This window comes from Trichocoleus sp. DQ-A1, assembly GCF_039961955.1.
Taxonomy (GTDB): domain Bacteria; phylum Cyanobacteriota; class Cyanobacteriia; order Cyanobacteriales; family FACHB-T130; genus FACHB-T130.
Genome location: NZ_JAMPKE010000011.1, coordinates 150,269 through 176,401, shown reverse-complemented (window position 1 = coordinate 176,401; position 26,133 = coordinate 150,269). Strand labels below are relative to the sequence as shown.

Annotated in this window: 26 protein-coding genes and 1 pseudogene; 15 read left to right on the top strand and 12 right to left on the bottom strand. The window is 44.5% G+C overall.

Annotation, left to right across the window (positions count from 1 at the left end; genetic code table 11):
* Positions 1-229: 229 nt before the first annotated feature.
* Positions 230-580 (bottom strand): histidine triad nucleotide-binding protein, encoded by a 351-nt coding sequence (locus NDI33_RS13645; RefSeq protein WP_190676031.1) that lies wholly within the window; start codon positions 578-580, stop codon positions 230-232.
* Between the two features lie 208 nt (positions 581-788).
* On the opposite strand from NDI33_RS13645, the gene NDI33_RS13640 reads away from it, so the two are divergent.
* Both NDI33_RS13640 and NDI33_RS13635 read left to right on the top strand, forming a co-directional pair.
* Positions 789-2,318, top strand: a complete 1,530-nt coding sequence (locus tag NDI33_RS13640; protein ID WP_190676029.1) for a YifB family Mg chelatase-like AAA ATPase — start codon at positions 789-791, stop codon at positions 2,316-2,318.
* A 1-nt stretch (position 2,319) separates the two neighbouring features.
* The gene (locus NDI33_RS13635; protein WP_190676027.1) at positions 2,320-2,775 is read left to right on the top strand and encodes a hypothetical protein; all 456 of its coding nucleotides are present in this window, start codon (positions 2,320-2,322) and stop codon (positions 2,773-2,775) included.
* Between the two features lie 254 nt (positions 2,776-3,029).
* Here the strand turns inward: NDI33_RS13635 and NDI33_RS13630 are convergent, their stop codons facing one another.
* On the bottom strand, positions 3,030-3,743 hold the full coding sequence (locus NDI33_RS13630) for a tetratricopeptide repeat protein (RefSeq protein WP_190676025.1): 714 nt from the start codon (positions 3,741-3,743) through the stop codon (positions 3,030-3,032).
* A 115-nt stretch (positions 3,744-3,858) separates the two neighbouring features.
* Here NDI33_RS13630 and purB point away from each other — a divergent pair, with 115 nt between their 5' ends.
* The gene (gene purB, locus NDI33_RS13625; protein WP_190667794.1) at positions 3,859-5,154 is read left to right on the top strand and encodes an adenylosuccinate lyase; all 1,296 of its coding nucleotides are present in this window, start codon (positions 3,859-3,861) and stop codon (positions 5,152-5,154) included.
* Positions 5,155-5,366: 212 nt separating this feature from the next.
* Here the strand turns inward: purB and era are convergent, their stop codons facing one another.
* The 5 genes from era to sufR all read right to left on the bottom strand — a co-directional run bounded on the left by era (position 5,367) and on the right by sufR (position 9,367).
* Positions 5,367-6,356, bottom strand: coding sequence for a GTPase Era (era, locus tag NDI33_RS13620; RefSeq protein ID WP_190676023.1), 990 nt, complete (start codon positions 6,354-6,356; stop codon positions 5,367-5,369).
* 23 nt (positions 6,357-6,379) lie between these two features.
* A complete protein-coding gene (locus NDI33_RS13615; protein WP_190676021.1) occupies positions 6,380-7,504 on the bottom strand; it encodes a succinylglutamate desuccinylase/aspartoacylase family protein in 1,125 nt (374 codons plus the stop codon).
* A gap of 180 nt (positions 7,505-7,684) precedes the next feature.
* The gene (locus tag NDI33_RS13610) at positions 7,685-8,323 is read right to left on the bottom strand and encodes a histidine phosphatase family protein (RefSeq protein WP_190676019.1); all 639 of its coding nucleotides are present in this window, start codon (positions 8,321-8,323) and stop codon (positions 7,685-7,687) included.
* Between the two features lie 135 nt (positions 8,324-8,458).
* The gene (locus tag NDI33_RS13605; RefSeq protein ID WP_190412103.1) at positions 8,459-8,716 is read right to left on the bottom strand and encodes a hypothetical protein; all 258 of its coding nucleotides are present in this window, start codon (positions 8,714-8,716) and stop codon (positions 8,459-8,461) included.
* A gap of 12 nt (positions 8,717-8,728) precedes the next feature.
* Positions 8,729-9,367, bottom strand: a complete 639-nt coding sequence (gene sufR, locus NDI33_RS13600) for an iron-sulfur cluster biosynthesis transcriptional regulator SufR (RefSeq protein ID WP_190440636.1) — start codon at positions 9,365-9,367, stop codon at positions 8,729-8,731.
* A 203-nt stretch (positions 9,368-9,570) separates the two neighbouring features.
* Between sufR and sufB the strand changes: the two genes are divergently transcribed.
* From sufB to NDI33_RS13560, 8 genes are all read left to right on the top strand, one after another.
* Positions 9,571-11,010 (top strand): Fe-S cluster assembly protein SufB, encoded by a 1,440-nt coding sequence (gene sufB, locus NDI33_RS13595; protein ID WP_190412101.1) that lies wholly within the window; start codon positions 9,571-9,573, stop codon positions 11,008-11,010.
* Positions 11,011-11,181: 171 nt separating this feature from the next.
* Positions 11,182-11,973 carry a Fe-S cluster assembly ATPase SufC gene (gene sufC / locus NDI33_RS13590; protein WP_190412100.1) on the top strand — a complete coding sequence of 264 codons (792 nt, stop codon included), beginning with the start codon at positions 11,182-11,184 and terminating at the stop codon, positions 11,971-11,973.
* A complete protein-coding gene (gene sufD / locus NDI33_RS13585; protein ID WP_190676017.1) occupies positions 11,970-13,358 on the top strand; it encodes a Fe-S cluster assembly protein SufD in 1,389 nt (462 codons plus the stop codon). Before sufC ends, sufD begins: the two co-directional genes overlap by 4 nt.
* A 112-nt stretch (positions 13,359-13,470) precedes the next feature.
* On the top strand, positions 13,471-14,733 hold the full coding sequence (locus tag NDI33_RS13580) for a SufS family cysteine desulfurase (protein ID WP_190676015.1): 1,263 nt from the start codon (positions 13,471-13,473) through the stop codon (positions 14,731-14,733).
* Between the two features lie 169 nt (positions 14,734-14,902).
* Complete coding sequence (locus NDI33_RS13575) at positions 14,903-15,538, top strand: Uma2 family endonuclease (RefSeq protein ID WP_190676014.1); 636 nt, start codon at positions 14,903-14,905, stop codon at positions 15,536-15,538.
* Positions 15,539-15,639: 101 nt separating this feature from the next.
* Entirely contained in the window at positions 15,640-15,978 is a 339-nt protein-coding gene (locus NDI33_RS13570) for a hypothetical protein (RefSeq protein WP_190676012.1), read from the top strand.
* 17 nt (positions 15,979-15,995) lie between these two features.
* Positions 15,996-16,361, top strand: a complete 366-nt coding sequence (locus NDI33_RS13565; protein WP_190676009.1) for a hypothetical protein — start codon at positions 15,996-15,998, stop codon at positions 16,359-16,361.
* Between the two features lie 202 nt (positions 16,362-16,563).
* On the top strand, positions 16,564-17,028 hold the full coding sequence (locus NDI33_RS13560; protein ID WP_190676008.1) for a TspO/MBR family protein: 465 nt from the start codon (positions 16,564-16,566) through the stop codon (positions 17,026-17,028).
* A gap of 224 nt (positions 17,029-17,252) precedes the next feature.
* Here NDI33_RS13560 and NDI33_RS13555 read toward each other — a convergent pair whose 3' ends face one another.
* Positions 17,253-18,485, bottom strand: coding sequence for a glycosyltransferase family 4 protein (locus NDI33_RS13555; protein WP_190676006.1), 1,233 nt, complete (start codon positions 18,483-18,485; stop codon positions 17,253-17,255).
* Positions 18,486-18,612: 127 nt separating this feature from the next.
* On the opposite strand from NDI33_RS13555, the gene NDI33_RS13550 reads away from it, so the two are divergent.
* Positions 18,613-19,602 (top strand): glycosyltransferase, encoded by a 990-nt coding sequence (locus NDI33_RS13550; protein WP_190412095.1) that lies wholly within the window; start codon positions 18,613-18,615, stop codon positions 19,600-19,602.
* Between the two features lie 91 nt (positions 19,603-19,693).
* On the opposite strand, the gene NDI33_RS13545 is transcribed toward NDI33_RS13550, so the two are convergent.
* From NDI33_RS13545 to NDI33_RS13535, 3 genes are all read right to left on the bottom strand, one after another.
* A complete protein-coding gene (locus tag NDI33_RS13545; RefSeq protein ID WP_199302449.1) occupies positions 19,694-20,380 on the bottom strand; it encodes a Rho termination factor N-terminal domain-containing protein in 687 nt (228 codons plus the stop codon).
* Positions 20,377-21,816: an AAA family ATPase gene (locus NDI33_RS13540; protein ID WP_190676004.1), complete on the bottom strand. Its 1,440-nt coding sequence runs from the start codon at positions 21,814-21,816 to the stop codon at positions 20,377-20,379. The genes NDI33_RS13545 and NDI33_RS13540 overlap by 4 nt, the downstream gene beginning before the upstream one ends.
* A gap of 230 nt (positions 21,817-22,046) precedes the next feature.
* Entirely contained in the window at positions 22,047-22,481 is a 435-nt protein-coding gene (locus tag NDI33_RS13535; RefSeq protein WP_190412092.1) for an HHL1-like protein, read from the bottom strand.
* Between the two features lie 119 nt (positions 22,482-22,600).
* Here NDI33_RS13535 and NDI33_RS13530 point away from each other — a divergent pair, with 119 nt between their 5' ends.
* Both NDI33_RS13530 and NDI33_RS13525 read left to right on the top strand, forming a co-directional pair.
* Positions 22,601-22,786 (top strand): hypothetical protein, encoded by a 186-nt coding sequence (locus NDI33_RS13530; RefSeq protein WP_190412091.1) that lies wholly within the window; start codon positions 22,601-22,603, stop codon positions 22,784-22,786.
* 29 nt (positions 22,787-22,815) lie between these two features.
* Positions 22,816-23,757 (top strand): ParA family protein, encoded by a 942-nt coding sequence (locus NDI33_RS13525; RefSeq protein ID WP_190412090.1) that lies wholly within the window; start codon positions 22,816-22,818, stop codon positions 23,755-23,757.
* A gap of 654 nt (positions 23,758-24,411) precedes the next feature.
* On the opposite strand, the gene NDI33_RS13520 is transcribed toward NDI33_RS13525, so the two are convergent.
* Entirely contained in the window at positions 24,412-24,777 is a 366-nt protein-coding gene (locus NDI33_RS13520) for a cupin domain-containing protein (RefSeq protein ID WP_190676002.1), read from the bottom strand.
* Between the two features lie 132 nt (positions 24,778-24,909).
* Here NDI33_RS13520 and NDI33_RS13515 point away from each other — a divergent pair.
* A pseudogene (locus NDI33_RS13515) lies at positions 24,910-26,102 on the top strand (transposase).
* Positions 26,103-26,133: the final 31 nt, after the last annotated feature.

Below are 26,133 nucleotides of genomic sequence, written 5' to 3'. Positions count from 1 at the left end.
AACGCCGAACCAGCCTACATACAGGCGGTTGTCGGTTGATGTGACCCAATCGCAAAACCGTTGCCATACGTTGGCGCTTTCGCGTCTTTGTAAGGTTGTGGTCATGTTTTTATGAGTGCTTTGAATTTTCTAGGTTCGAGGTAGTAATTTCTCTACCTTGTTTTCAAGATTAACTCATCTATTGAGTTTTGTAAAGCTTTTTCAACAAAAATTTTTTCGGCTTCCTGATTCAGCCTGGAGGCCATTTCATCTGGCGTCCGCCCAGAATGTGCAAATGTAGATGGGGTACGGTTTGCCCCCCATCCGAGCCGGTGTTAATGACAACGCGGTAGCCGTTGTCGAGTCCGGCTTTTTCTGCAACATTCTTAACAATCAGCAACAAGTGACCCATTAGGTCCCGATCCTGAGAATCGGCATCAGCAAGCTGGCGAATCGGCTGCTTGGGAATCACGAGAATGTGAACGGGGGCTTGGGGTTGAATATCTTTAAAGGCAAGTGCCAGGTCATCCTCATACAAAATGTCTGCGGGGATTTCGCGGCGGATTATCTTGCTGAAGATGGTTTCTGTCGTTTCACTCATGTTGCTTGGTTATTTCGGTGATTAGCTGTGCTTGCAGCCATTTTAAGCCCGGACGATAAAGCTAAGCGCGATCGCGGGAACTCTAATAAAAGATTCTGTTGGTTGGCTTCTCATAAAACTTGTTACAAACCCGTTTTCATTCAGAAACCGGGTTTGGATTAGGGCGAACATCAACAGCATTATCAAACAAAAGTGGGGCGAGATTGCCATGTTGGCTAGGGTTTGGAGTGCATCTATCGTCGGTATCGATGCGGTGAAGGTGGGGGTTGAAGTCGATGTATCGGGAGGATTGCCAGGAATTGTGCTGGTGGGATTGCCCGACACCGCAGTTCAGGAGTCGAAGGAGAGGGTGAAGGCGGCACTGAAGAACGCTGGTTATGCCTTTCCGATGAAAAAAATTGTGATAAATCTGACACCGGCGGATTTACGAAAGGAAGGCCCCAGCTTTGATTTGCCTATCAGTGTGGGCATCATGGCGGCATCTGAACAGGTGAGTGCCCAGTTGTTAGGAGATTATTTATTCTTAGGGGAAGTTTCCCTAGATGGGAGTCTGCGTCCGGTTGCTGGTGTGCTGCCAATTGCCGCCGCTGCCCAACGGATGGGAATCGCAGGTTTAGTCGTTCCAGCTAATAATGCGCGGGAAGCAGCTGTTGTCAAAGGTCTAGCAGTCTACGGTTTCAAAAATCTGTCTCAAGTGGCTGATTTCCTAAATGAGCCAGAGCGTTATTCGCCAGTGCAGGTGGATGGTAGAGAGGAGTTAGCTAAAACCCACTTCAGCAGTGCAGACTTAAAGGATGTAAAAGGACAGAGCTTTGCCCGTCGTGCCCTAGAAATTGCGGCGGCTGGTGGACATAACTTAGTATTTGTCGGACCACCGGGAAGTGGGAAGACGATGCTAGCGCGGCGCTTACCGGGGATATTACCGCCGTTAAGCTTTGACGAAGCTCTCGAAGTGACTCAAATCCACTCAGTTGCAGGCTTACTTAAGAATAGAGGATCGCTAGTAAGCGATCGCCCTTACCGCAGTCCTCACCACTCCGCTTCTGGCCCCTCCCTGGTTGGTGGCGGGAGTTTTCCGCGTCCGGGAGAAATATCTTTAGCGCATCGGGGCGTTTTATTTCTGGACGAACTTACAGAATTTAAGCGAGATGTACTGGAATTCTTGCGTCAGCCGCTTGAAGATGGCTTTGTTACCATCTCTCGCACTCGCCAATCGGTCATGTTTCCGGCTCAGTTTACTTTAGTTGCTAGTACCAATCCCTGTCCGTGCGGTTACTATGGCGATACCATTCAAGCTTGCACCTGTTCCCCCCGACAACGAGAACAATATTGGGCAAAGCTTTCTGGCCCTTTGATGGATCGGATCGATTTGCAAGTTGCAGTGAATCGCCTCAAGCCAGAGGAAATTACGCAACAACCGACTGGGGAAGAGTCGGCACCTGTAAGGGAACGAGTAGAAACAGCACGCGATCGCGCTCATACTCGATTTAAAGGCGATTCATCAGTGCGTTGCAATGCTCAGATGCAAAGTGGTCATTTGCGGCAATGCTGTCAACTGGATGATGCTTCTCGCAACTTATTAGAAGCAGCCATTCGCAAATTAGGGTTATCAGCAAGAGCCAGCGATCGCATTTTAAAAGTAGCGCGTACTATTGCCGATTTAGCTAGTGATGAAAACCTCAAAACCCACCACGTTGCCGAAGCCATTCAGTACCGCACGATAGATAGAATGCAGTGATATGGAAACAATAAGCCAGGACATTCTTGAAGTAGAGCGTGGCGTTATCTGTCATCAGGTGAATTGTCAGGGACGCATGGGAGCAGGTTTGGCTCTACAAATTCGCGATCGCTGGCCTATTGTCTACGAAGACTATCACAAGTATAAGGGTCAATGGCAGTTGGGAATGGTGCAATTTGTCAAGGTTACAGATGCACCCTTATACGTTTGCAACTTGGCAGGACAGTGGAACTATGGTCGTGCTAAGCCTGCTCAAGGTATTATCTACACTGACTATGAAGCGGTGCGGACGGGACTGAAGCAAGTTAATGCTTGGTCAACCGAGAATGCTCTTCCGGTTTATATTCCTTCTGGTATGTCCTGCGGGCTTGCAGGTGGAGATTGGAACATCATCCAAGTCATCATCGAACAGGAGTGTCCTCATGCCATCATCTGTCGCAAGCCAGAAGGGGGCTAGAGATTGTTTCTGTTAACAATGAAGTGATTTGTGCGCGACGATTACCAGCACGAACGAACAGATTTATAGATAAAGAAGTAGTGGTAAAGGGAGGTTAGCAATCGCATTTTTTTGAATTAACCTTAATTTTGCCATTTCAACGGAGATGAAGACCTCAAGACCCGTTATGTTGCCGAAGCAATTTAGTATTGCATATTCGATAGAATGCAGTAATTAAGATGAGTTTTTGCCCTGAAAAAGGCACAAAATATGCATTACAATCTTAGTTTCTTAATTTCTTCCAGCAGGTTTTGATACTGTTCTTTATTTCCTTGCCTCTGAAACAAGTTAGCAGCTTTTTGAAAATCCTCAAATGCCTTTTTCTTGTCTCCTAAACTGCGGTGAGAAATTCCTCGGTCGTAATAACCGTAGGCATAATCAGGATTAATTTCGATAGCTCGATCGAAGTCTTTGATTGATTCTTGATAATTTCCAACCCGTTGCTGAGCCAATCCTCGATAATCGTAGGCAAAGAAATTCATTGGGGAAAGGCGGATTGCCTGACTATAGTCTTCTGCTGCTCCCTGATAGTCTCTCAGAAATGTACGGGAAGTACCTCGCTCTAAGTAAGCTAAAACATAATTAGGGTTGCGCTGAATTACTTGGTTGTAATCCTCAATTGCTTGCTGATAATCTTTTAAATCCTGGCGGGACTTACCTCGATATAAGTAAGCTGCAACATAATTAGGATTAAGCTGAAGTGCCTGGTTAAACTCCTCAATGGCTTCTTGCTTATCTCCTTTGTCATAAAGAGCAATCCCTCGTGCGTAGTGCGAAATCGCCTTGTTAGAATTGCTACCCTGAGTCTGGTAATTTTCTGATGGATCGGCGATCGCTACTAAAGGTGCAGTACTGATAATTGCTGTTACTGTTACCGAGGTGACTAAAAAGACAGATAAAGAATTCAAATTGAGAAAATTACAAGTCATCCTTAACTCCTTAATAAATCAAATTAGGGATTTTTCGACAAGAAGCATTTTTTGAGTCGCGGCATATCTGACCGTCAGTTGTACAATAAAACGGTTGTATTCTGCGACACTTGCTGTGATCGAGCGTTATACGTTGCCTGAGATGGGCAACCTGTGGACTGACACCTATAAACTGAAGACGTGGCTCCAGGTTGAAATTGCAGTCTGTGAAGCCCAAGCTGAACTGGGTTATATTCCAACCCAGGCGGTAGAGGAAATTAAGGCGAAGGCTAATTTTGACCCGAAGCGGGTGCTAGAAATTGAGGCTGAAGTCCGCCACGATATGATCGCGTTCTTGACAAACGTCAATGAATATGTAGGCGACGCGGGGCGCTATATTCACCTGGGATTAACCAGTTCGGATGTGCTGGATACAGCTTTAGCACTGCAACTGGTAGCCAGCTTGGATGTGTTGCTGGCAGGTGTGGAAGATTTGATTGCAGCAATTCGCCAGCAGGCGCAGCAGCATAAAAGTACGGTGATGATTGGGCGATCGCACGGCATTCACGCGGAACCGATTACGTTTGGCTTTAAGCTGGCGGGATGGTTGGCAGAAGTATTGAGAAACCGCGATCGCCTTCAGCGTCTTCGCAAAGAAATTGCCGTTGGCAAGATTTCCGGTGCAGTAGGAACCTACGCCAATATTGAGCCGCGAGTTGAAGCGATCGCTTGCCAAAAACTGGGACTTGAACCGGATACAGCATCGACGCAAGTAATTTCGCGCGATCGCCATGCCGATTTTGTACAAACTTTGGCTCTACTGGCTGCCTCAATTGAGCGGTTTGCTGTTGAAATTCGCAACCTTCAACGCACAGATGTTCTGGAAGTCGAAGAATTCTTCTCTAAAGGACAAAAAGGCTCCTCTGCGATGCCGCACAAGCGCAATCCGATTCGTTCGGAGCGATTGACAGGGATGGCGCGGGTGGTGCGGGGTCACGCCGTCGCCGCCTTAGAAAATGTCGCCCTTTGGCACGAACGGGACATCTCTCACAGTTCTGTAGAGCGGATGATCCTACCCGATTCTTGCACCATAACGCACTTTATGTTAGCGGAAATGACCGATTTGGTGAAAAACCTGCTGGTTTATCCCGAAAACATGGAACGGAATATGAATTGTTACGGCGGCGTTGTCTTCAGCCAGCGAGTCATGCTGACGCTGGTAGAAAAAGGAATGAGCCGCGAGGATGCCTATGCAACGGTGCAGTCTTGCGCTCATCAAGCGTGGAATAAAACCGATGGCAATTTCCACGATTTGATTGCCAAAGATAGCCGGGTGACGCAGCATCTTTCTTCAGAAGAAGTTGAGGCGTGTTTCGCTCCGCAGCATCATTTGCAGCATTTAGAGGAGATTTATCAGCGTTTGGGGATTTAATCTTAACCACGAAGAATATTAACCGCAAAGACGCGTTGGCGTAGCCTGCGCGTTAGCGCTTAGGACACGAAGGAAGAAAGAGAAGACAAAAACCGTTCTTTTTCTTCCGACGCGTTGGCGTAGCCTGCGCGTTAGCGCTTAGGACACGAAGGAAGAAAGAGAAGACAAAAACCGTTCTTTTTCTTCCTTCGCACTTTTTGCGTCTTCGCGGTTTATTCCTGTTCCACCCTGTACCCCAAATCTGCTAAATGTAGTCGAGACTGCCGCCATTTCGGCTGCACTTTCACAAATAACTCCAGATAAACTTTCCCCGCAATTAACTTTTGGATTTGTTCGCGGGCAGCGCTACCAATCGCTTTGAGCATCGTTCCGCCTTTGCCAATCACAATCCCCTTTTGGGAGTCGCGTTCAACGTAGATAGTCGCCAGAAGGCGAGTAATCGTTGGTTCTTCCTCCACCATGTCAATCGTAACGGCGACTGAGTGGGGAACTTCTTCGCGGGTTAGCAGCAAAATTTGTTCTCGAATCAGTTCCCCCATGATGAAGCGTTCCGGCTGGTCGGTAACATAATCAGGAGGATAATAGTATGGCCCTGGTTCTAGGCGATCGCTGAGTAATTGCTGCAACGCCTCAACTCCCTCTCCGGTGACGGCAGAGAACTTCACAATCGGCCAGTTGTAAGGTTCAGCTAGCTGCGTATAACTCTCATCGATCTGTGGGGAATCTGAGGTTCGCAGGTCGATTTTGTTCATCCCCAACATCACAGGCGTTTTGGTGCGGCTAAGAATATCGACAATATAGCGATCTCCTCCTCCAGAATCTACGGCTCCATCCACCACAAACAGCACCAAATCCACCGATTCAATGGCAATCTGGGCATTTTTCACCAACACTTCCCCTAACTGGTGGTGCGGTTTGTGAATTCCTGGAGTATCGACAAAGATCATCTGTGCTTCTGGCGTCGTCAGGATACCCCGCAGTCGGTTGCGCGTCGTCTGCGCCACTGGCGAAGTGATGGCAATTTTTTGCCCTACCATATAGTTCATCAATGTAGACTTACCCACGTTGGGGCGTCCGATAATCCCAATAAAGCCCGACTTATATCCTTCCGGTGCTTTCGGAATGCTAAAAAATGCTGACTCGTCTAGGATATTTCCCTCGCCTTTATTAATTGCTGCGTTTGTCGTCGTCCCATCTTCCATGATGTTTGCGTTTTTAAAAACCCCTACATCACTGATAATACATACTCTCCTTCGTTAACTGCGTGATTGGTTGAAATATCAAAGACTAAACCAGCGGTCTCCGCACAAACATCAATTAATTTTGGTAATTCTTCTTTATTAAAGCTAATAATTTGATAAAGTCTTTCCCCCGCCTCGATTGAAGCACCTAGTTTGACTCTTGATTGGATCATCCCTCCGCTAGGCGCATAATATTTTTTTAGATTGCTTTTTGAAATAAAAGTTACTTTATGGAATGCTGTTTGCGGCAAAGGAAATTCAGGAATCGATAAAATGCCTTTCTGGGCTAGGTAATTCTTGATGCCTTGGACTCCTTTCCCCACTGATTCTGGATTCATTTGCATTCCCGAACCCAGTTCTAGCGTCCAAGATTCTTTATCAAAGACTATCGATTTCCCTAAAGTTTCTAGCTGATTTTCCAACGCTAACCAAGGCTTTAGGAAAGCTTCATCAAAAGCATCTCCATCATATTCATTTAGTAAAATTTCATGGTCAAGTAAAAAATATTTAGCACTTTCTTCTCTACGGTGGAAGCCATATAAGTAATCTACCGCTTGATTAGACGAGCTATGAATATCGATTACATAATCAGCATCCAAAGATAAAGATTGTAGCTGATAGCGATATCGTTCGTTAAAAGGCGCTCCGCTTGGAGACTTGATTTTTTCTAAGAGTTTATCGAAACTATTTTTAATTCTTTTGTAGTATTCAATTTCTATAGCATCTGTTTCAAAATTGATGTGAGATTTTGCAAATTCTTCTAAATCTTCACATTCCTTTTCATAGTCCCAAAAGATGCGGTTCCAGTCTTTCCCATCAAATATATTGTATCGACCTGTAGAAAAATAATGAGTGCGCTGATTGGTACTGATGGGATTACAGACAGGAACTAGCCAAATTTCACCATTGAGTTGGGTATCATTGAGAGTAATTAAAAACTCGATTAGCTGGTGAATGACCGCATTGCCAACAATTTCCGCCCCGTGCAAGTTGGCTTGTAAATATGCTTTTTTCCCAGGGTTAGCACCGATAAATTTATAAACTTGAATTGAGAGGCGCTCGCCTGAAGCAAGTTGCTGAATGGGAACTATAGAAAGAGTAGGAATCATCGATAAAATATCTTACATTAATATGCCTTGACGAAGAGAAATCGCGGCTACACAGACGAAACTTGCCTACGCAGGTTTTGATGCTAAAGTCTACGTTAGCTTAGCGTGTGCGTAAACGCATAAAAAGACTTTGTTTGTATAGCCGCGATTACGAACATTACTAGATAATTTACAAACAAATCATGTACCGGGTAAGGTACGCAACCGCTCATCCAAATGGAGGCGATCGCTTAAAGCATGAAGTAATGGCCCATGAGCGCCAAACTCTACTATACTGACCGAACCCACCGGACATCCCAGGCGAAAGCGAAAGCGTCCCACATCAATTCCCAGCAAGCTACATAGCATAATCCGGATAGTAGCTTTGTGTGCAACAATCAAAACATTGCCGTTGCTAAACCGCTGCTTGATTTCTTCAATCACTTGTAACGAACGATGAGCGATCGCTACCGCTAATTCTCCTTCAGTCGGCGGATACCAAGCCGGATCGGCTGTCCAGCGAATATAATCATCGTGATACTCGCGGTCAACTGTTTCTATCGTTTTTCCTTCCCACTTGCCATAGTTAATCTCTTTCAAACCATCCCGCAATTCCATCTGCATCCCCACAGCTTCACACAGCGGTTTTGCAGTTGCTACGGTACGCCGCATCGGACTACAAAAAATAGCATTCCAGGGTAGGGAATGATAAGCAGCAGCAAAAGCTTTTGCCATCTCTAGACCATCTGCTGTCAAATCTGGATCTATGGAACCGCAGAAAACATTATCTCGGCTGCGGTCTGTCTGTCCGTGACGGAGGAAATAAAGCTTTAGACTCAAGGTAATTGCTCTCGCTATTTTCCACGCTAATTTTAGGTGAAATGAGCCAGAAGCGCATTATCTCTTCGATTTCCTAAAGTCCCGATCTGAATCAGCAAAGATAATTACGTTAAATTCTCTGCTACTTTTAGCGTTTCACCACTTCAAAAATGCGGCATCGCTTCCCTGTTCGCGCCTAATTTTTGAATCCTTTTCAAACCAAGTGATAATCTGCTCAGGTGTTAAATCTTCAATAACAACACCGTACTCTTCCGCGATGTGTTTCAATACCCTTAAGGATGAAATAGTTAATCTTGTTATAAATTTTTCATGAGTTTGAAGCAGTGCTGAATCTACCTTCACCGCTTCTTCGTATGTCAAAAATTGTTCTGATGGTTGCTGTGGTTGAGTCATAAATATTTTTAGTTACTGTTCCTTAATTAAATAGCCGCAGCGATGTTCTCCGTTAATAATCCAGTGCGTCCGTTCTACTTTACAATCTTGCAGAGCAGCGGCAAACATTTCTAATTCATGTCCGCAAACGCTGGGGAAAGACGAGGCGACGTGGGAAATGGCACAGTTATGCTCTACCAATATAAATTGAGTATCGTTTTCCTCCAGAGGATACCACTCTGCCATATAACCTTCAGCTTTGCGGAGTTCGACTAATTTGGCAACGCGATCGCGCAAATTTCCCTTACCCAGTCTCACTCGATATTCCATCGCCTTGCGTTCCCAGTGCTTTCGCAACACGGTACTGGCTTGCTCATAACCGAGCGTTTCTGTCAAGGTGTCTAGGAAATCAACGGCAAACTCTCCGTAACGACTGGGGAAGCGATCGCGCCCTTCTTGACTCAGCTCGTAGACGTGCTGCGGGCGTCCCATCGCCGCAGGCACCGATTGATGGACGATTAGCCCTTCTGTCTCCAAATCCTTCAGATGACGCCGAATCGCCTGCGGACTTACCTCAAAGGCGTCAGCCAGCTCCTGAGCCGTGGCTTGACCTGTTTTCAGTAAATGTTGCAAGATGTCCTGTTTGGTGGAAGGCTGCTGAGTAATCGCCATCGTCTTGCGGTAAAATTCCTACTGGACTTTGACAACATCTATGTTGCTAAAGTATTTTAAAATAGAATTAAGTAAAGCAACAAGCCTGTTGTTTTACTATTGTAATTGCAGTTTGACTGGGCGATCTACTCTGGACGCCCATGCCCTGAGCCTGCCATCCTGAGAGATTTGTCCGAAACAAACACGCGAGAACACTTTTTTCTATGACTGCTAGCGTCAAAACCTTAGTCAATCAGCCCTATAAGTACGGCTTTGTCACAGACATTGAGACAGATAGCATTCCTCGCGGTCTCAGTGAGGACGTTGTTCGCCTGATCTCCGCCAAGAAAGAAGAACCGGAGTTCATGCTAGAGTTTCGCCTCAAAGCCTATCGGCAATGGTTGAAAATGACCGAACCAACTTGGCCTCATGTCAAGTATCCGGCTATTGACTACCAGGACATCATCTACTACTCCGCGCCGAAGCAAAAGCCCAAAAAGCTGGGTAGCCTAGATGAAGTCGATCCAACTTTGTTAGAAGCCTACGAGAAGCTAGGGATTTCGCTTTCAGAGCAAAAGCGGTTGTCTAACGTTGCCGTAGATGCCATCTTTGATAGTGTTTCAGTTGCCACAACATTTAAAGAAAAGTTAGCCAAAGACGGCGTGATCTTCTGTTCCATCTCCGAAGCTTTGCGGGAACACCCAGAACTGGTGCAGAAGTACCTCGGCAGCGTTGTGCCAGTAGCCGATAATTACTTCGCCGCCCTCAACTCAGCCGTATTCAGCGATGGTTCCTTCGTCTACATCCCCAAAGGCACCAAATGCCCGATGGAACTCTCCACCTACTTCCGCATCAACAGCGGAGATACGGGGCAGTTCGAGCGCACGCTAATTATTGCCGAAGAAGGCAGCTCTGTGTCATATCTGGAAGGCTGCACAGCACCGATGTTTGACACCAACCAGCTGCACGCGGCTGTGGTGGAACTCGTTGCCCTGGACAACGCTGAAATTAAATACTCCACGGTACAAAACTGGTACCCCGGAGACGAAAACGGCAAAGGCGGTATTTACAACTTTGTCACCAAGCGCGGGCTGTGTCAGGGCGTCAATTCTAAGATTTCTTGGACGCAAGTAGAAACGGGTTCCGCGATTACCTGGAAGTACCCAAGTTGCGTGTTAGTTGGCGATAATTCCGTGGGTGAATTTTACTCCGTTGCGCTCACGAATCATATGCAGCAAGCCGACACCGGAACCAAGATGGTGCATATCGGCAAAAACACTCGCAGCACGATTATTTCCAAGGGAATTTCGGCGGGTAAGTCGGCAAATAGCTATCGTGGTTTGGTGAAAATTGGCCCTAAAGCAAAGGGTGCGAGAAATTATTCTCAGTGCGACTCGATGCTGATTGGCGATAATGCCCAAGCGAATACTTTCCCTTATATCCAGGTGCAGAATAACACCGGGAAAGTGGAGCATGAAGCTTCTACCTCAAAAATTGGGGAAGAACAGCTGTTCTTTTTCTCGCAGCGGGGCATTTCCGCAGAAGATGCTATTTCGATGATGATTAGCGGCTTCTGTAAGGATGTGTTTAATCAGCTGCCGATGGAATTTGCTGTTGAAGCTGATAGGTTGTTGAGCATGAAGTTAGAAGGCAGTGTGGGATAAATGAAACTACAGATAAACACAGATAAACGCCGATAAATTATCCGTGTTATCTGTGTTTATCTATGGTTGAATTTATTTACTCAAAAAGGTAAGGCGGATATTGCCTGCTTTAGGCTGACATAGAATAATAACCGCGAAGACGCTAAGGGCATAAAGGAAGAGAGAGGAAACATGATTATTGAAAATAGTGAGGTGATCCTATCAGTTCGGGATCTCACGGCGAATGTTGATGAAACTCCGATTCTTAAGGGTTTGAATCTAGAAGTAAAGGCGGGAGAAATCCATGCCATTATGGGGCCAAATGGTTCTGGAAAAAGCACCTTTTCTAAGGTTTTGGCTGGACATCCGGCGTATGAGGTGACGGGCGGTGAGGTAATTTTCCGAGGTCAAAATCTTCTAGAAATGGAAGCAGAAGAACGCGCTAGGGCTGGGATATTTTTGGCGTTTCAATATCCTTTGGAAATTCCTGGTGTTAGTAATGTGGATTTCCTCAGAGTTGCCTATAATTCCCGTCGCAAGGCTGAGGGATTAGAGGAATTGGATGCTTTTGATTTTGATGAGTTGGTGCATGAAAAGCTGGATGTGGTAAAGATGAATCCTGCTTTCCTTAGCCGCAGCGTGAATGAAGGTTTTTCTGGTGGTGAGAAGAAGCGGAACGAGATTCTGCAAATGGCACTGCTAGAACCAAAGTTAGCCATTTTAGATGAAACGGATTCAGGGCTAGATATTGACGCGCTGAAGATTGTGGCGGATGGTGTGAATCAGCTGGCAAATGCAGAAAATGCGATGCTAGTGATTACTCACTATCAGCGACTACTGAATTACATCGTGCCAGATTTCGTTCACGTCATGGAAGCCGGACGAATTATTACCAGTGGTGGTAAAGAATTGGCGCTGGAATTGGAATCTCGCGGTTATGAGTGGGTAAGGGAAGAAGAAGCAGCTGAGGTGGGTGCAAAATGACAATTCAAGTAACTTCTATTCCCAATCCAGAAGAAGTTGGGTTAAAGTCTGCTGCGGCTAATCGAGATGCCAAGCTAGTTGAGTTGTTAAACTTGTCTCGCAGTGAAGAATTACAGGTACTCGATCCAGAGATGGTTGGCTGGTTGCAAGAATTACGCGATCGCGCTGCTTCCTGGCTACCTCATCTCAAGTTTCCCACTACCCGCGATGAAGAGTGGCGTGTCACAGACATCTCGCCTCTCTTGAAGTTGTCTTTCCAAGCTGCGAAATCTGCGGATGTACCCCAGTCAGCAATTGAAGGGTTAACTTTAGCAGAAGCAGCCGAAAGTCGTCTAGTTTTCGTTAACGGTGTTTATGCACCCGCGCTGTCATCTGTTGCTAATTTGCCAGATGGGATATTTGCCGGAAATTTAGCCCAACTGCCAATCACTTATCGCACCCGCATCGATAATTATTTCGCCCAGCAAAAGGGGTTTGATGAGGTATTCACCGCCCTGAATACGGCAGGCTTAACTGATGCTGCTGTAGTGTGGGTAGCGAAGAATGTGGTAGTAGAAAAACCGATTCATTTGCTGTTTCTGTCTACTTTTAGCGATCGCCCTACCCTCTCTCAGCCACGCTGTTTGGTCGTCGCGGAACCGAACTCTCAAGTAACTCTGATAGAAGATTATCTGCCAGTCGGCGACTGGTGTGCGGATAAAACTCATCCGTACTTAATCAATACGGTTACAGAGATTTGGGTAGAAGACAATGCTGAAGTTCGCCACAACCGGATTCAACGAGATAGTGGCGCAGCGTTTCATATTGGCAAGAGTGCGATCGCGCAATCCCGCAACAGCCGCTACACTTGCAATGCAGTGAGTTTGGGTGGCAAAATATCGCGCCACAACTTAGAAATTTATCAGTTGGGCGAACAAACTGAAACCACCCTCAATGGTTTAACCATGATTTCTGGGGAACAGATTGGCGATACTCACAGCGCGATTATTCTCAACCATCCCCACAGCACAACTCGTCAATTACAAAAGTGTATTGTGGCTGATAAGGCGCATTCCGTATTTAACGGTAAAGTCTTTGTTGCCAAAGCAGCACAATTGACGGATGCTGGACAATTAAATCGGAACTTGCTGTTGTCGCCCAAAGCAAGAGTCGATACTAAACCCCAACTGGAAATCATTGCCGATAACGTGAAATGTACTCACGGTGCAACAGTAAGTCAGTTGGATGATGATGAAGTCTTTTACTTGCAAAGTCGCGGTTTAGACAAAGCGAGTGCTAACAACTTGTTAGTTGACGCTTTTGCTATAGAAATTATCAACCAGATTCCCATCGCTTCTTTGCAAACAAGTCTCTCTCGATGTGTCGCTTGTAGAACAGTCGAATAGTGTGGAATAGGTAAGAGGTAATGGGTAATGGAATTTTGAAGAAATAACTTTTACCAGTTACCAATTACCAGTTACCAGTTACCAATTATCAATTACCCATTACTAATTACCAATGACTCTTACCAAAGACAGAACACTAGCCGATAAAGTCCGTGCAGATTTTCCAATTCTGCACCAAGAAGTCAATGGTAAACCCCTAGTTTATCTAGACAACGCTGCCACATCCCAAAAACCTCTGGCGGTACTAAATGCAATTCGGGATTACTACGAGCAGTATAATTCCAACGTACATCGGGGCGTTCATACCCTCAGCGCCAAAGCTACAGACGCTTATGAAGGCGCAAGGGATAAAGTTGCTGCTTTTGTAAATGCTGCTTCGCGTCAAGAAATTATCTACAGCCGCAACGCCAGCGAAGCGATTAACTTAGTCGCCTATAGCTGGGGAATGAACAATTTGCAGCGAGGGGATGAAATCATCCTCTCCGTAATGGAACACCATAGCAATCTAATTCCCTGGCAGTTCGTGGCTCAAAAAACAGGCGCGGTCCTGAAATTTGTAGAACTAACACCAGACGGAATTTTTGATTTAGAACACTTCAAATCTCTAATTTCAGACAAAACTAAACTGGTTAGCACCGTTTACGTCTCTAACACATTGGGATGTATTAATCCGGTTAAATCGATAACCGAAATCGCTCACAAATACGGTGCCAAAGTGTTAATTGACGCTTGCCAAGCTGCACCTCACATGGTGTTAGACGTGCAAGCCGTAGATTGCGATTGGCTAGTCGCCTCCGGTCACAAAATGTGCGCCCCGACTGGGATTGGCTTCCTCTACGGTAAGCTAGACCTACTGCGTTCCATGCCTCCCTTCTTAGGCGGTGGCGAGATGATTGCTGATGTATTTCTCGACCATGCTACTTATGCAGATTTGCCGCATAAGTTTGAAGCCGGAACGCCATCAATTGGAGAAGCGATCGCGCTTGGTGCAGCGGTAGATTATCTTAGTGCCATTGGTATGCACAATATCCATACCTACGAAGCCGAATTAACAGCTTATCTCTTCCAACAGTTGCAGCAAATCCCAGAAATCAAAACTTATGGGCCACAACCCACCAGCACTGGAGAAGGTAGAGCCGCACTCGCTGCATTCACCGCTGGAGATGTCCACCCTCACGACTTGTCCACTATTTTAGATCAAGCTGGCATCGCCATTCGCGCCGGACACCACTGCACTCAACCTCTACACCGTTACCTAAAAGTACAATCTACTGCACGGGCAAGTTTGTATTTCTACAACACCCGCGAAGAGATTGATCTTTTCATCGCATCTTTAAAAGAAGCTGTCGAATTTTTTGGCAGTATTTTCGGCTAAGTCAACTTAAGCCCTGGCGAATGTAATTCGCGGCTACACAAACTAAGTCCGCCTGTGCGGACTTACAAAACTCAAAGTTTTGAAACCTGAGTAAGCAGGTTTTTTCTGTGTAGCTGCGGTTTCAACCGCCCCTTCAAGTGTAATGCTAGAAAATTGAGTAATTCAAAGTATGATTACCACCTCTATTCCAGCAGAACAAAGAACCGTGCTACCCAACATTAGCTGGGAAACTTTAGAAGCGTTGCTGATAGAAACAGGTGAGGATAGAGGCTGGCGGTTTGCTTATGACGGAAGCACTCTAGAACTTATGACCCCGCTTTTTGAACATGAAAACCCCAAAATACAATTTGACCGCTTAATCTTCGCCTTAGCTGAAGAATTACAAATAGAAATTAAAAGCGCTGGTTCTACTACTTTGAAACGACAAATAGCAAATCGAGGCATAGAACCAGATAATTGTTACTATATCCAAAACGAACTAGCGGTACGAGGTAAGCAAAAACTCGATTTAGAAACAGATCCGCCGCCAGATTTAGCAGTTGAAATTGATATTACCAGCAGTTCTGTTAACAAGTTTGATATTTACTCAGCGCTGGGTGTCCCTGAACTTTGGAGATATAACGGACGAGTTTTAAAATTCTATCAGCTAAAAGAAGGGAAATATATTGAGTGCAAATTAAGCATTGCCTTTCCCCTAATATCGGTAACTGAAATCAGCAAGTTTATCGAACAAAGTAAAACTATTGGAGAAATTGCCTTGCTGAAATCATTTCGAGCTTGGGTGAAAAATAAGATAGGAAATTAAGTAAAAAATACTACTGACACCACTGCACTTGAGAGTTACACTTATATTTATAAAGTTGAATTTACAGAAATAGAGAATTAAAATAATTAGAAAAATTTTATATGAATGTAAAAAATCTGGGACGAAAATTTGCATCTATATTATTACTATTACTCTTAATTGTTGGCTTATTTACAAAGAATTGGATAATTTGCAGTGTGTTTTTTGTAGGTTGTTTTATATACCGTAAAATTTATCCAGAAACAGAAGAAGAACAAGAACAGCGTATAAAGGAAAATCAGCGTCGAGAAGAACAACGTCGTATAGATGAATGGACTAGAAGTGAAGAACAGCGTAAAAAGGAAGAACAGAGTGCTAAGATTGCTTGGGGTACTACTAAAGTAACATGGAATACTATAGATAATCTGTTGAATAAAGATTACGTTAAAGGCTACAGATAAAGGCTACAGACGTAAGGATGAAACTTACGTTAGAGGTCACTATAAAGCTAAGAAAAAGTAGTTTTAACATTAAAGAGGGAAATATGTTTCAGTGCAAAGTTTCGCTTGTAGCTCCGATAAATCTTAATGTAGAGGCAGACTTTTTCTCAGTAACGATTGCTGAGTATGATTACGATCCTGGTTTGCAAGTCGGGGACGAAGTTTTAGCGAATTTTGAACAAGATAGTCAGGAATGGGAATTTGTAACATTAGTTACAAGAAGACAGAACCAAGTTATATCTAAGAAAAATTCTCAAAGTATTTTTAGACTTCATATTGATCTTGAGGCAAAGGATAGAGAAAAACTTGTAAAGTGGGCTGAAGGCATCAAGATTAAAATTTGAAGTTTTATTCTCAGTGGAAATGCACGATCCCATTCCCCAACCACAACACCAGTAAGAGCGATCGCATTCTCCAACTCCCCAGAACATAAATTAAGCGCGATCGCTTCTTAGTTTCAGACTAGAGGGTGATTACAGCTTCCTCCTGCACTTGACACAATCGCTACAAAGGGCTAGCAGGTCTGGTGGAGCGAAGGGAAGGGGAATGGTTATTAAATCTTGGATGGTGATTGGGGGCGTGACTCTTTTAGTAGCGATGGGGAGTAACATCATTACGCCAAATGATGTTAAGTGGTTCAAACGCCTGCAACGACCGAGGTGGTTAACGTTTGAGCCATTAATTCCACTCATCTGGACAGTCGTTTTTATTTGCGGTGCTTGGTCGGCTTATATTGTCTGGGAACGCACCAAAAATTGGGGACTAATGGCGTTCTATCTTTTAGTAGAAATTGCAATTGTCGCCTACAACCCTATGATGCTGAGGTTACGCAGTCTCAAAGTTGGCACAATTATTGGTGCAATTGGTTCCGTTTTAGGTTTAATTCTGGCACTAACAGTCTTGCCGATTTCCGGTTGGGCGTCTCTATTGCTAGTTCCCTATGTGTTGTGGAGTCCAGTTGGAACTTTTACCACCTGGAAAATGATGAAGCTTAATCCTGACGATGCTTAGAGACGCGGACGACGCCTCCTGACCGCTTCTTGCTAGGTTGAGATGAGTGGTACCAGCGCAAGAGTTTAACTTCTGTCGAAGCGAGGACACCCTGGGGCTAAGGCGGCGTAAAGCAGCTTACGGGGAAACACTTAATCCTTTCTTCTGGCTTGTCTTCCCCGCTAACGGAGGATATAGGACGGTAAGGGGAGAGAGAAATCCTGCTTTCCCCGTTAACGAGGCGTTTAAGGTGAAAGCAGTACCTGTTCGTAACGAGATCCGGCGCTTTCCCAGGTGTATTCTGTTTCGATGAGCGATCGCGCATTTTTCGATAACTGCTCTCTGAGATCCGCATCTTCAAACAACTTAGCGATCGCATTCACATACTCTTCCACCCGATTAGCGCGTAACGCGCGTAACGGCACGCTTTCCCCGTCCACTGCTAATCCTTCCAAACCGCGATCGCTTCCCACAACGGGCACTCCAGCTGCCATTGCCTCCAGCGTTTTATTTTTGATCCCAAATCCTGTCCGCATCGGCACCACGCAGACGCAAGACTTGTGCAAATACTCTGCCATTGAAGGTACGCGCCCCGTAACCGTAATCCCAGGACGCTTCCCTAAATCTACAACTTCCGTTCCAGGACGAGCGCCCACCAATTCCAGCGTCGCATCCGGATATCGCTTCTGAACCTCCGGGAATACCTCCAAACTAAAAAAGCGCACCGCATCTATATTCGGCGTGTTGTCCATCGCCCCAACAAAAATTAATCGGTGTCCCCCCGGATCGGCGGAACGCATGGGAAACTGAGTAAAATCTACCCCATTCGGAATCACCTGAATTTGGGCGTTGGGATTAAATTCCTGAATTTGTTGCTTATCTTCCTCCGTCGTCACCACAATTGCCGAAAATTTAGAACAGTAGCGCTGCTCATAGCGGCGCAACAGCGGCAAATTCAGCTTGTCTCGTAATGGCTTCTCAGAGGTCCCCGTTTCTAGCTGGTTCTTACACGTCCCGTAGACAGAACTATGGATATTCACCAACGTCCGCAGCGCCGGGGTTTTCCCATCCTTGCGCCGCCACTCAGGGCGCACATAGATTTCATTCACGCAATGTTCGCAAGTAATCGCCTCAAACTTGCCAGCAGCGACTGCTTCATCCACCCATTTCTGAATCTCTGGCGAGTAGAGAGACAGCACGCTGGGGGGTGTTCCCTCCTGCAAAAACGTACTGAAGCGCCGCAGTTTCCCCAGCACGCCTCCTTGAGAATTTTCCCGTGGACGAGAAAAAACCACCAACTCGTCCACCCACTCTTGTAGTCCTTTTATTTCTTCGTCCGTAACATCTCCACTGCGCTGCGTAATTAGAGTAATTGCATGGCTAGACTTGAGATACTTGAGTAAATTAAACGTCCTTACTTGCGTTCCCCCCCGTGTTGGCGGATAGGGAAAGGTGGAAGAGAGCATTAAAATCTTCATCGTAGACTGAGCGTTTGGTTAGATTTTACGGAGAGGGATAATATCGATACTATAGACTTTCGCCTCATACTAGACTTGCCAGAGCGTGTCTCTACTGCGTAAAAATAATCAGTAACAACTTCAGCTTATGCCCAAAGTTAGCATTTCCATCCCTACCTACAATCGAGCTAATTTGTTGCCTTATGCAGTAAATAGCGTACTGGCTCAAACTTATACAGATTTTGAACTAATCATCTGTGACGATGGTTCTACTGATGACACCCCAGCAGTAGTGAGTCAATGGAACGATCCGAGAATTCGCTATATCCGGCATCCGGTTAATATTAAGCGCAGCCGAAATATGCGTTCTGGTTTTGATGCCGCTGGTGGAACTTATTTTATTAAATTTGACGATGATGATGCATTAACGCCTGAATTTTTAGAAAAAACGGTAGCTGTTTTAGACGCTAATCCAACCATAGATTTTGTTTGTACAAACCACTGGATTATAGATGCCAGAGGGGAAAGAAATGAATCAGCTACTTTAGAAAATTCTGCTAAGTGGGGGAAGGACAAACTCAACGAGGGAATGATTCCGGATTTAATTACGGAAACTTTCCAAAAACAAAGCTTACAGGTTGGTTCTACGCTCTTTCGGATGGAGTGTTTGAAAGAAGTTGATTATATGCGCCCGGAAGCAGATGGTTGTGAGGATTTTGATTTACTGGTGAGGTTAGCGATCGCAGGCAAGAATGGATACTTCCTACCAGAATTTTTGATGGAATATCGAATGCATGGCGGTCAAACCAGCCTAAAACAAAATATTCACTTTTTGAAAGCAAAATCTTTCTGTCTAAATAGTTACAAATTCCCGGAAGAACAATTAGAAAAAGCCCGATTAAATAAACTTGCCGGAACCCGGAAGGCACTGGGTTTAAGGCTGATTGAAAATGGCGAAACTTCAGAAGGACGCCAACTCCTGCAAGAATCTAGCCAAATTTTGGGAAGTTCGCGGCAAGCAAAATTAGGGATTGTGCTGTCTTATTTGCCTACCAGCTTGCGACAATTCGCTCTTCAAACTTTTCGTCGAATCCGTCCCAAAGATTACGCCGAGCAAGTTCGAGAAGCGGCTAATTGATGAAAAAGTAAATTAGAGCGATCGCTATTAGCCGTTAACTGCAAGGCGCTACGTTTATAATGCGTTGCGCTAAGTGAATTAATGAGGTTATTTACTTTTGACTGGCATCGGCTTTTTGAAGAGCTGCAATGAGTTGCTCTTTTTTCATCTTTGAACGTCCCTCTATGTTCCGTTCTGCCGCGATCGCTTTTAGCTCCGGAACTGGCATTCCAGCGTAGTCCGGTTTTTTAGTTGGAGGTGTATCATCTCCCGCAGTTCCTACTTTTCCTTGGTGATTCAGGATTGGTTCAATTTTCCGAACAAATTCATCAATATGTTCGCCGATCCTGTTGCTAATCATTTGAATTTTTCTATCTATTAAACTTTCAATTTCAGGCAATAAACTTTCAAGCTGTATTGCCTTATTTGAGGATTTAACTGTATTTAAAGCCTGTGTGTCAGCAGCTTGGGATTCATTATTAAAAGATTCTCGATTTCTCAGGGCTTTAACCTGATCCATGAGAACTTCCTCATTTTCTGATTCAATAATGAAAGCTCCAATCATTTCTCCTTTACGAGGATCTATCTCACGAGCCTTAACAGCGGCGTAGTATTCAAAGTGTCCGTTAACTACCTCATAAGATTCCAAGCTGGTTCTGCGAATAACTGGGGGATTAATAATACCTTCAGCTTTTAAAATTAACTCAGCAGTCCGCTTTAACTCATCCTCTAAAAATTCTGAACGGAGAACATTAGAGTTTATTTTTTTAACTGCTACAAGCGAAATAGATAATTTCATGCAGTTAGTCCTATTTCTCGCAAAACTTCTCTGGCTAGTAAATCGAATTCCTGAGCGGAGGTAGAATCCGGCTTGAAATCAATCACCGATATTGGATCTGGTATTTCCCTGTTACCTACAATCTGCATTCTTTCGGTACATTTTGCCAGTTCCTCTCTTTCATAAATAACGTTTTCCATTACTTTCAAATCGTAGCGCTTGGGAATCACTTCTAAGCGTTTTGGTAAGGTATATTGCACAAATCTGGAATTGGTAGATATTTTACAAGGAAGAACACCTAAGATTTCAATGGGTGGTTTATTGAGAAATTTCCTATACCCATTAATTGTTTTAACAAAATCTTTGACGTTTACTAAACCTTGATTAGCAAACGGTTTTAGATCTGAAGGAATAATTAGATAGTCAGCTGTAATTAAGGCAATTCTGGCATAAAGGTTTAAAGATGGTGGCGTATCAATAATTACAACATCATATTGATCTTCTACTGCTTTTAGTTTTTGCAAAAGCATTATTTTACTAGAATCTTGTTGATTTAGCTCGGTTTCGTATGACATTAAACTGATGTGGGAAGGCAACACATCAATTTCCGGGTTACTATACTGAGATTTCTTAGCAACTTCGTTTATAGGATAAAACTCTTCTGACTGTAATAGATGACGAACATTGCAATCTTTTAGCTCATCTAGTTCTTCATCATCAAATTTTGCTAAACCTGCGGCAAAGGTAGTGTTAGCTTGACTATCTAAGTCAACAATCAGGACTTTTTTGCCTTTCTTTCTGATAGCAGCGGCTAGGTTAACAACGGTTGTTGTTTTGCCTACGCCGCCTTTGTTGTGGTAAACCGCAATTGTTTTCACAGTATGTTGCCTTTCTTGTTGAATAATTGGTGTGGATCTGAGTTGAGAATTAATTAATTCAGGTTGTAATGTTTTTTCCTCTACCAAAGATTCATTTTGAGCGTTTTCAAGATTAATTTTGATATTGGTTGGATCTTCAGTAGTTTTTTCGTTTAAGTTATTTCTACCAATAATAGTTTTTATATTGTCTATTTTAGAGCTAATCTCTCTGCCAGAACAGTGGAAAACTAGCTGAATATTATCCTGATTTTTTTTGTAAATTCTAAGTTCCTTGCCATTCGTTAACAATCCATATTCTACATTCAAACTCATTAAGTAGCGCTTAAGTCTGCCAGTATGTCTATTTAAGTTTTGATCGGGATGCTTTGCTTCCATTACAACGCTTAATGGCGAGTTGTCATCCAACACAAATGGGATGACTTGCGCTGCAAATGCCAAAAAGTCTAATCGAATACTGCCAACGGCAATCTCTTGATGCCAAGTTTCTGGAGTATATCCTAGCTGTGGCAGCAGATATTGAACGATGAGTTTACTTTCTACTTCACTCTCATTTCGGCAAAGCTCAGGGTTGAAGTTCAATTGTGTTCTTCCTCTCCACGGCACTCATTGAAACCTTAAACCTATCTGATTGTCCTCAGAGCGAGGTTTTTCGTATTAGGGTATTGACCGCTTCTTAAGGACATGGGTCAAGTTCCTTTTAAAGTTTAGCGTCTGCTCAACTGGCAGTGGCAAAAGTGAGTTGGATGCGATCGCTCTGTATGTATGCTGCTATCCGAAGAAACGATCGCATCCTTGCACTAAACAACAAATTAACCCCGTTTCAATAGCCCAGAGAAGCTATTCTTCAGCTTATCGATCGTTGCTTGAATCGCGTTCGGGACAGATGGCTGAGGAGGAACGGCAACTTGGATTGGCTCATCTGCATATTCAGAACCCTTGAGGCGGTAGCCGTATTCCAAATTGTTCTGGTTCTTGCGGAGGACGGGAAACAGACGGAAGGCTCCTTGGCGTAAGTCTTCCTGAGTGTCGAAGATGGCTTGATTAATTTTGCTGGTGCGATTCACCGCCAGGGAACCGACTGGAAACCAGTTTTTTTTACCTTGGATGCGAATGTAAATATTGAATTCTGGTACTCCGTCCCCCTTCATCTTGTCGTACTGCTTGGAGGCTTCGGCGCGTTTGGCGGAGTTTTTGGGAGTTTTTTTGCTTTTTTGAACTTTGCCAAATCCACTATTAGTTGTCATAGATATTGATTGCTCTTTTGCTTTATTTATAAAAGTTTACATAATTTTCAGAAATCTGGGATAGTTGATTTCAGCGCAAGTTCTGGGCAAACGCTGTAGGGTAAGAGAAGCGATCGCACGTGCCATCGCTATTCTGGAGAGATTCCGCTTTGATTGGCGATATCCGTGACGAACGGAACACCGCGATCCCAAATCGTCGCAACTCTCATATCGCGCTATTGCCTTACGACGGCGAATCCAAGATTATTATTAAGGCTGTAACAGTTGACCAGGGATTGAGTGACTGCGATTCGCTTTGTATTTAGCGGGGCGTAGGCTTGAGAGGAGCTAACAAATGGGATATGTAATTGCAACGGTAAACATGAAAGGCGGCGTCGGTAAGACGACTCTCAGTGTCAACTTGGCGACTTGTTTAGCCAAACATCATGGGAAACGGGTTCTAGTCGTCGATTTAGACACGCAAATCAGTGCTACGCTCAGCCTGATGTCCCCACAGGACTTTGGAAAGAGCCGGAAAGAGAAACGCACGTTGAGACAGCTGGTTTATAAAGCAGTTAAACCCGATCTTCCAACCAATCTTTCAATCCAAGATATTATTCAGCCTTACGTTTGCACAGTTAAAGGGCTGGATTTATTGCCGGGGGATATCGATCTCTACGATGAATTTTTAGTGTCTGAGATGCTCCATGAAAGAGCGCTAAGGGATGGCAATAGTAATTTCATTCAAGTTTGGAATGAGTTTGAAAAGCAATTAGTCAGAGGGATTTTACAGCCGATAATTAAAGATTACGACTTCATTATTCTGGACTGCGCTCCTGGCTACAATCTTTTGACTCGTAGTGGGATTGTCGCTAGTAATTTCTACTTGCTGCCAGCTAGACCAGAACCTTTATCCGTTGTAGGAATTCAACTGCTAGAAAGACGGATTAATAAGCTCAAAGAAAGTCATAATTTGGATGGCTTACTCAATCTCCGCCTGATGGGAATTGTCTTTATTATGTCAGGGAACATTCTGAGTGGAAGATATTACCAGCAAGTGATGCAGCGAGTTACTGAAGATTTTACCCCGGCTCAAATTTTCAAAACCCGCATTCCAATGGATGTAAATGTCTCTAAGGCAGTTGATAGTTTTACCCCGGTGAGTCTCAACAACCCCAATTCATCTGGCTCTAAAGCATTCCTTAAGTTAACGCAAGAGTTTTTACAGAAGTTACAAGTTTCTGGTGGTATCTACCAGGCTCCAGAAGCCAAGGTGAACTTAGCCAACCTCGATTGAAGATTCGTAATGAGCGGTTAACGGTTGATTGATTAACCTCCGATTTCTTTGGTAGGGGCTTTTTCTGCGCCATGCCCCTACTTAATCCACGTTCCGAAGGTTCCTATCGCCCTAGGATTCTCCGCTACGGACTTGTATGGGTTTCGTAGATGCGACGCTCGTATCCTTCATACCCGCGATTCCCACTTAACTTTGTTTCATAATCTGAATAGTAGCTCTCTCCAACAACATGAATTTTGGTTTCATTTACTGGTGCTTCTGGAGATGCCTGCTAAAGTAAAAATATGAAGCTAAACAGCTTCCCTGACAGATTCTACAGCGCGGTTCACATACGACTTGAGAGGTAAAAACGCTGTTTCATCTAACATCTGTCTCATCCAACAACAGCAGCACTCATCCAGAAGGCTGATATTTCCTAAGCTAGTGACTAGGGAGCGATGCAACTAAACTTTGTAAGTTAGTGCAACTCCACGTCGAATTGCCCATAAGAGGAAATCACTTAGCGAGTCTGGTTGGAGTGCTGTTGTTGTTTTAAAGATTTAAATTGAATGAATCAGGTATTTCCGAGCCAGGAAGCAATTCAAAAGTAATGCGATCGCTTGCAACAAAATGTCTGTAGCAGGCAAATTATAAATTTTGCCTGCGTTTGTGTACTCAAGCGTCGTAAATTGTTTCGTCTTCCTTACGCCACGCCGGCTCGACAATGCAGATAAACACCAACGGTTCAGTTCCGCAACTGTGAATAAATTGCTTGGCATTCGGCGGAATATAAACCATATCTCCAGGTTCTACCAACTGGGTTTCATCATCAATGTGCATCTCACCAGCACCGCTAAGGATGTAGTAAACCTCGGAAGTTGTTAGCGAGTGCGGCGTCGAAGTTTGTCCCACCGGCAGAATCGCGTGAGCCAAGCTGTAACGCAATTCTACCGGCTGTTTATCTGGATGCAATAACTCCCTCAACTGAGTGGCATCACCGGCAATAAATTCTTCGCAGTCATGGAGCTTTTGAATTAGCATTCTCGATTCAGAGAGTAAAAAAACACCCGCAGTAATCTTACCCAAAAATTACGGGTTTAAAGCCCCGTCCTTCTAGGGCGATTTTTCTGTGTTTATAGCAATAAGTTGCTATAAACACAGTAGGATATTCCCATGATTGTATTAGAGTTCAAGTTAAAAGGTAGACATGAGCAGTATCGGATCATTGACGACATGATCCGAACCGCGCAGTTTATCCGCAACAAAGCACCCGGTACTGGATGGACAATCAAGGAATTAAGCTCTCTGACCTCTACAAACAATGTGCTGTATTAGCTAAAGAGTTTGATTGGGCAGGCAAGCTTAACTCAATGGCGCGTCAAGCCTCGGCTGAACGCGCCCTGATTGCAATTCAACGTTTCTTTGCTAATTGCAAAGCGAACTCGCCTGGGAAGAAAGGATTCCCGCAGTTCAAGAAGTGTACTCGCTCTGTAGAGTACAAGACTAGCGGGTGGAAGCTTTCTTCCGATAAGAGACACTTGACTTTCACGGATGGCTTTAAAGCTGGAACGTTTAAGTTAGTCGGCTCTCGCGACCTATATTTCTACGCTTCCGAAGAGATTAAGCGAGTGCGGGTAATCCGTCGCGCTGACGGCTACTACAGCCAGTTCTGCATCAATGTAGAACGAGTAGAAGAAATCGTTCCTACGGGCAAAGCGGTTGGGCTGGATGTGGGATTAGCCCATTTCTACACCGACAGCACAGGAGAAACTGTTCCAAACCCTTGCCATCTTCAAAAAAGCGAGAAAGCCCTGAAGCGCTTGCAACGAAGAGTTTTTAAGAAAAAGAAAGGATCAGCCAACCGCCGGAAAGCCATTAATCGGCTAGGAAGAAAACACCTAAAAGTCAGTAGACAGCGTAAAGACTTCGCCGTAAAAACGGCGTTGTGCGTGGTGAAATCTAGCGATTTCGTAGCCTACGAAGACTTGCAGGTGAAGAATATGGTGAAAAACCACAAGCTTGCCAAAAGCATTAGTGATGCAGCTTGGTCACAGTTCGCCCAATGGTTGCAGTATTTAGGGAAGGTGTACGGAAAAACAGTAGTTGCTGTTGCTCCTCAATATACATCCCAAGATTGTTCTAACTGCGGTGCGACAGTTAAAAAGTCGCTATCAGTCAGGACTCATGTATGTGGCTGTGGAACTGTATTAGACCGCGACCACAACGCCGCACTAAACATTTTGGCTAAAGCTTTAAGGCAAACAGGTATTGATTTAAATACGGCGGGGCACGCCGGAATTAACGCTTTCGGACAGACCGATCTCTACTCGCGGGTGGTGACATCAACGAGCAAATCGACTGGTTGAAGAAAGAATCTCGCGCGTTTACGCCGAGCAG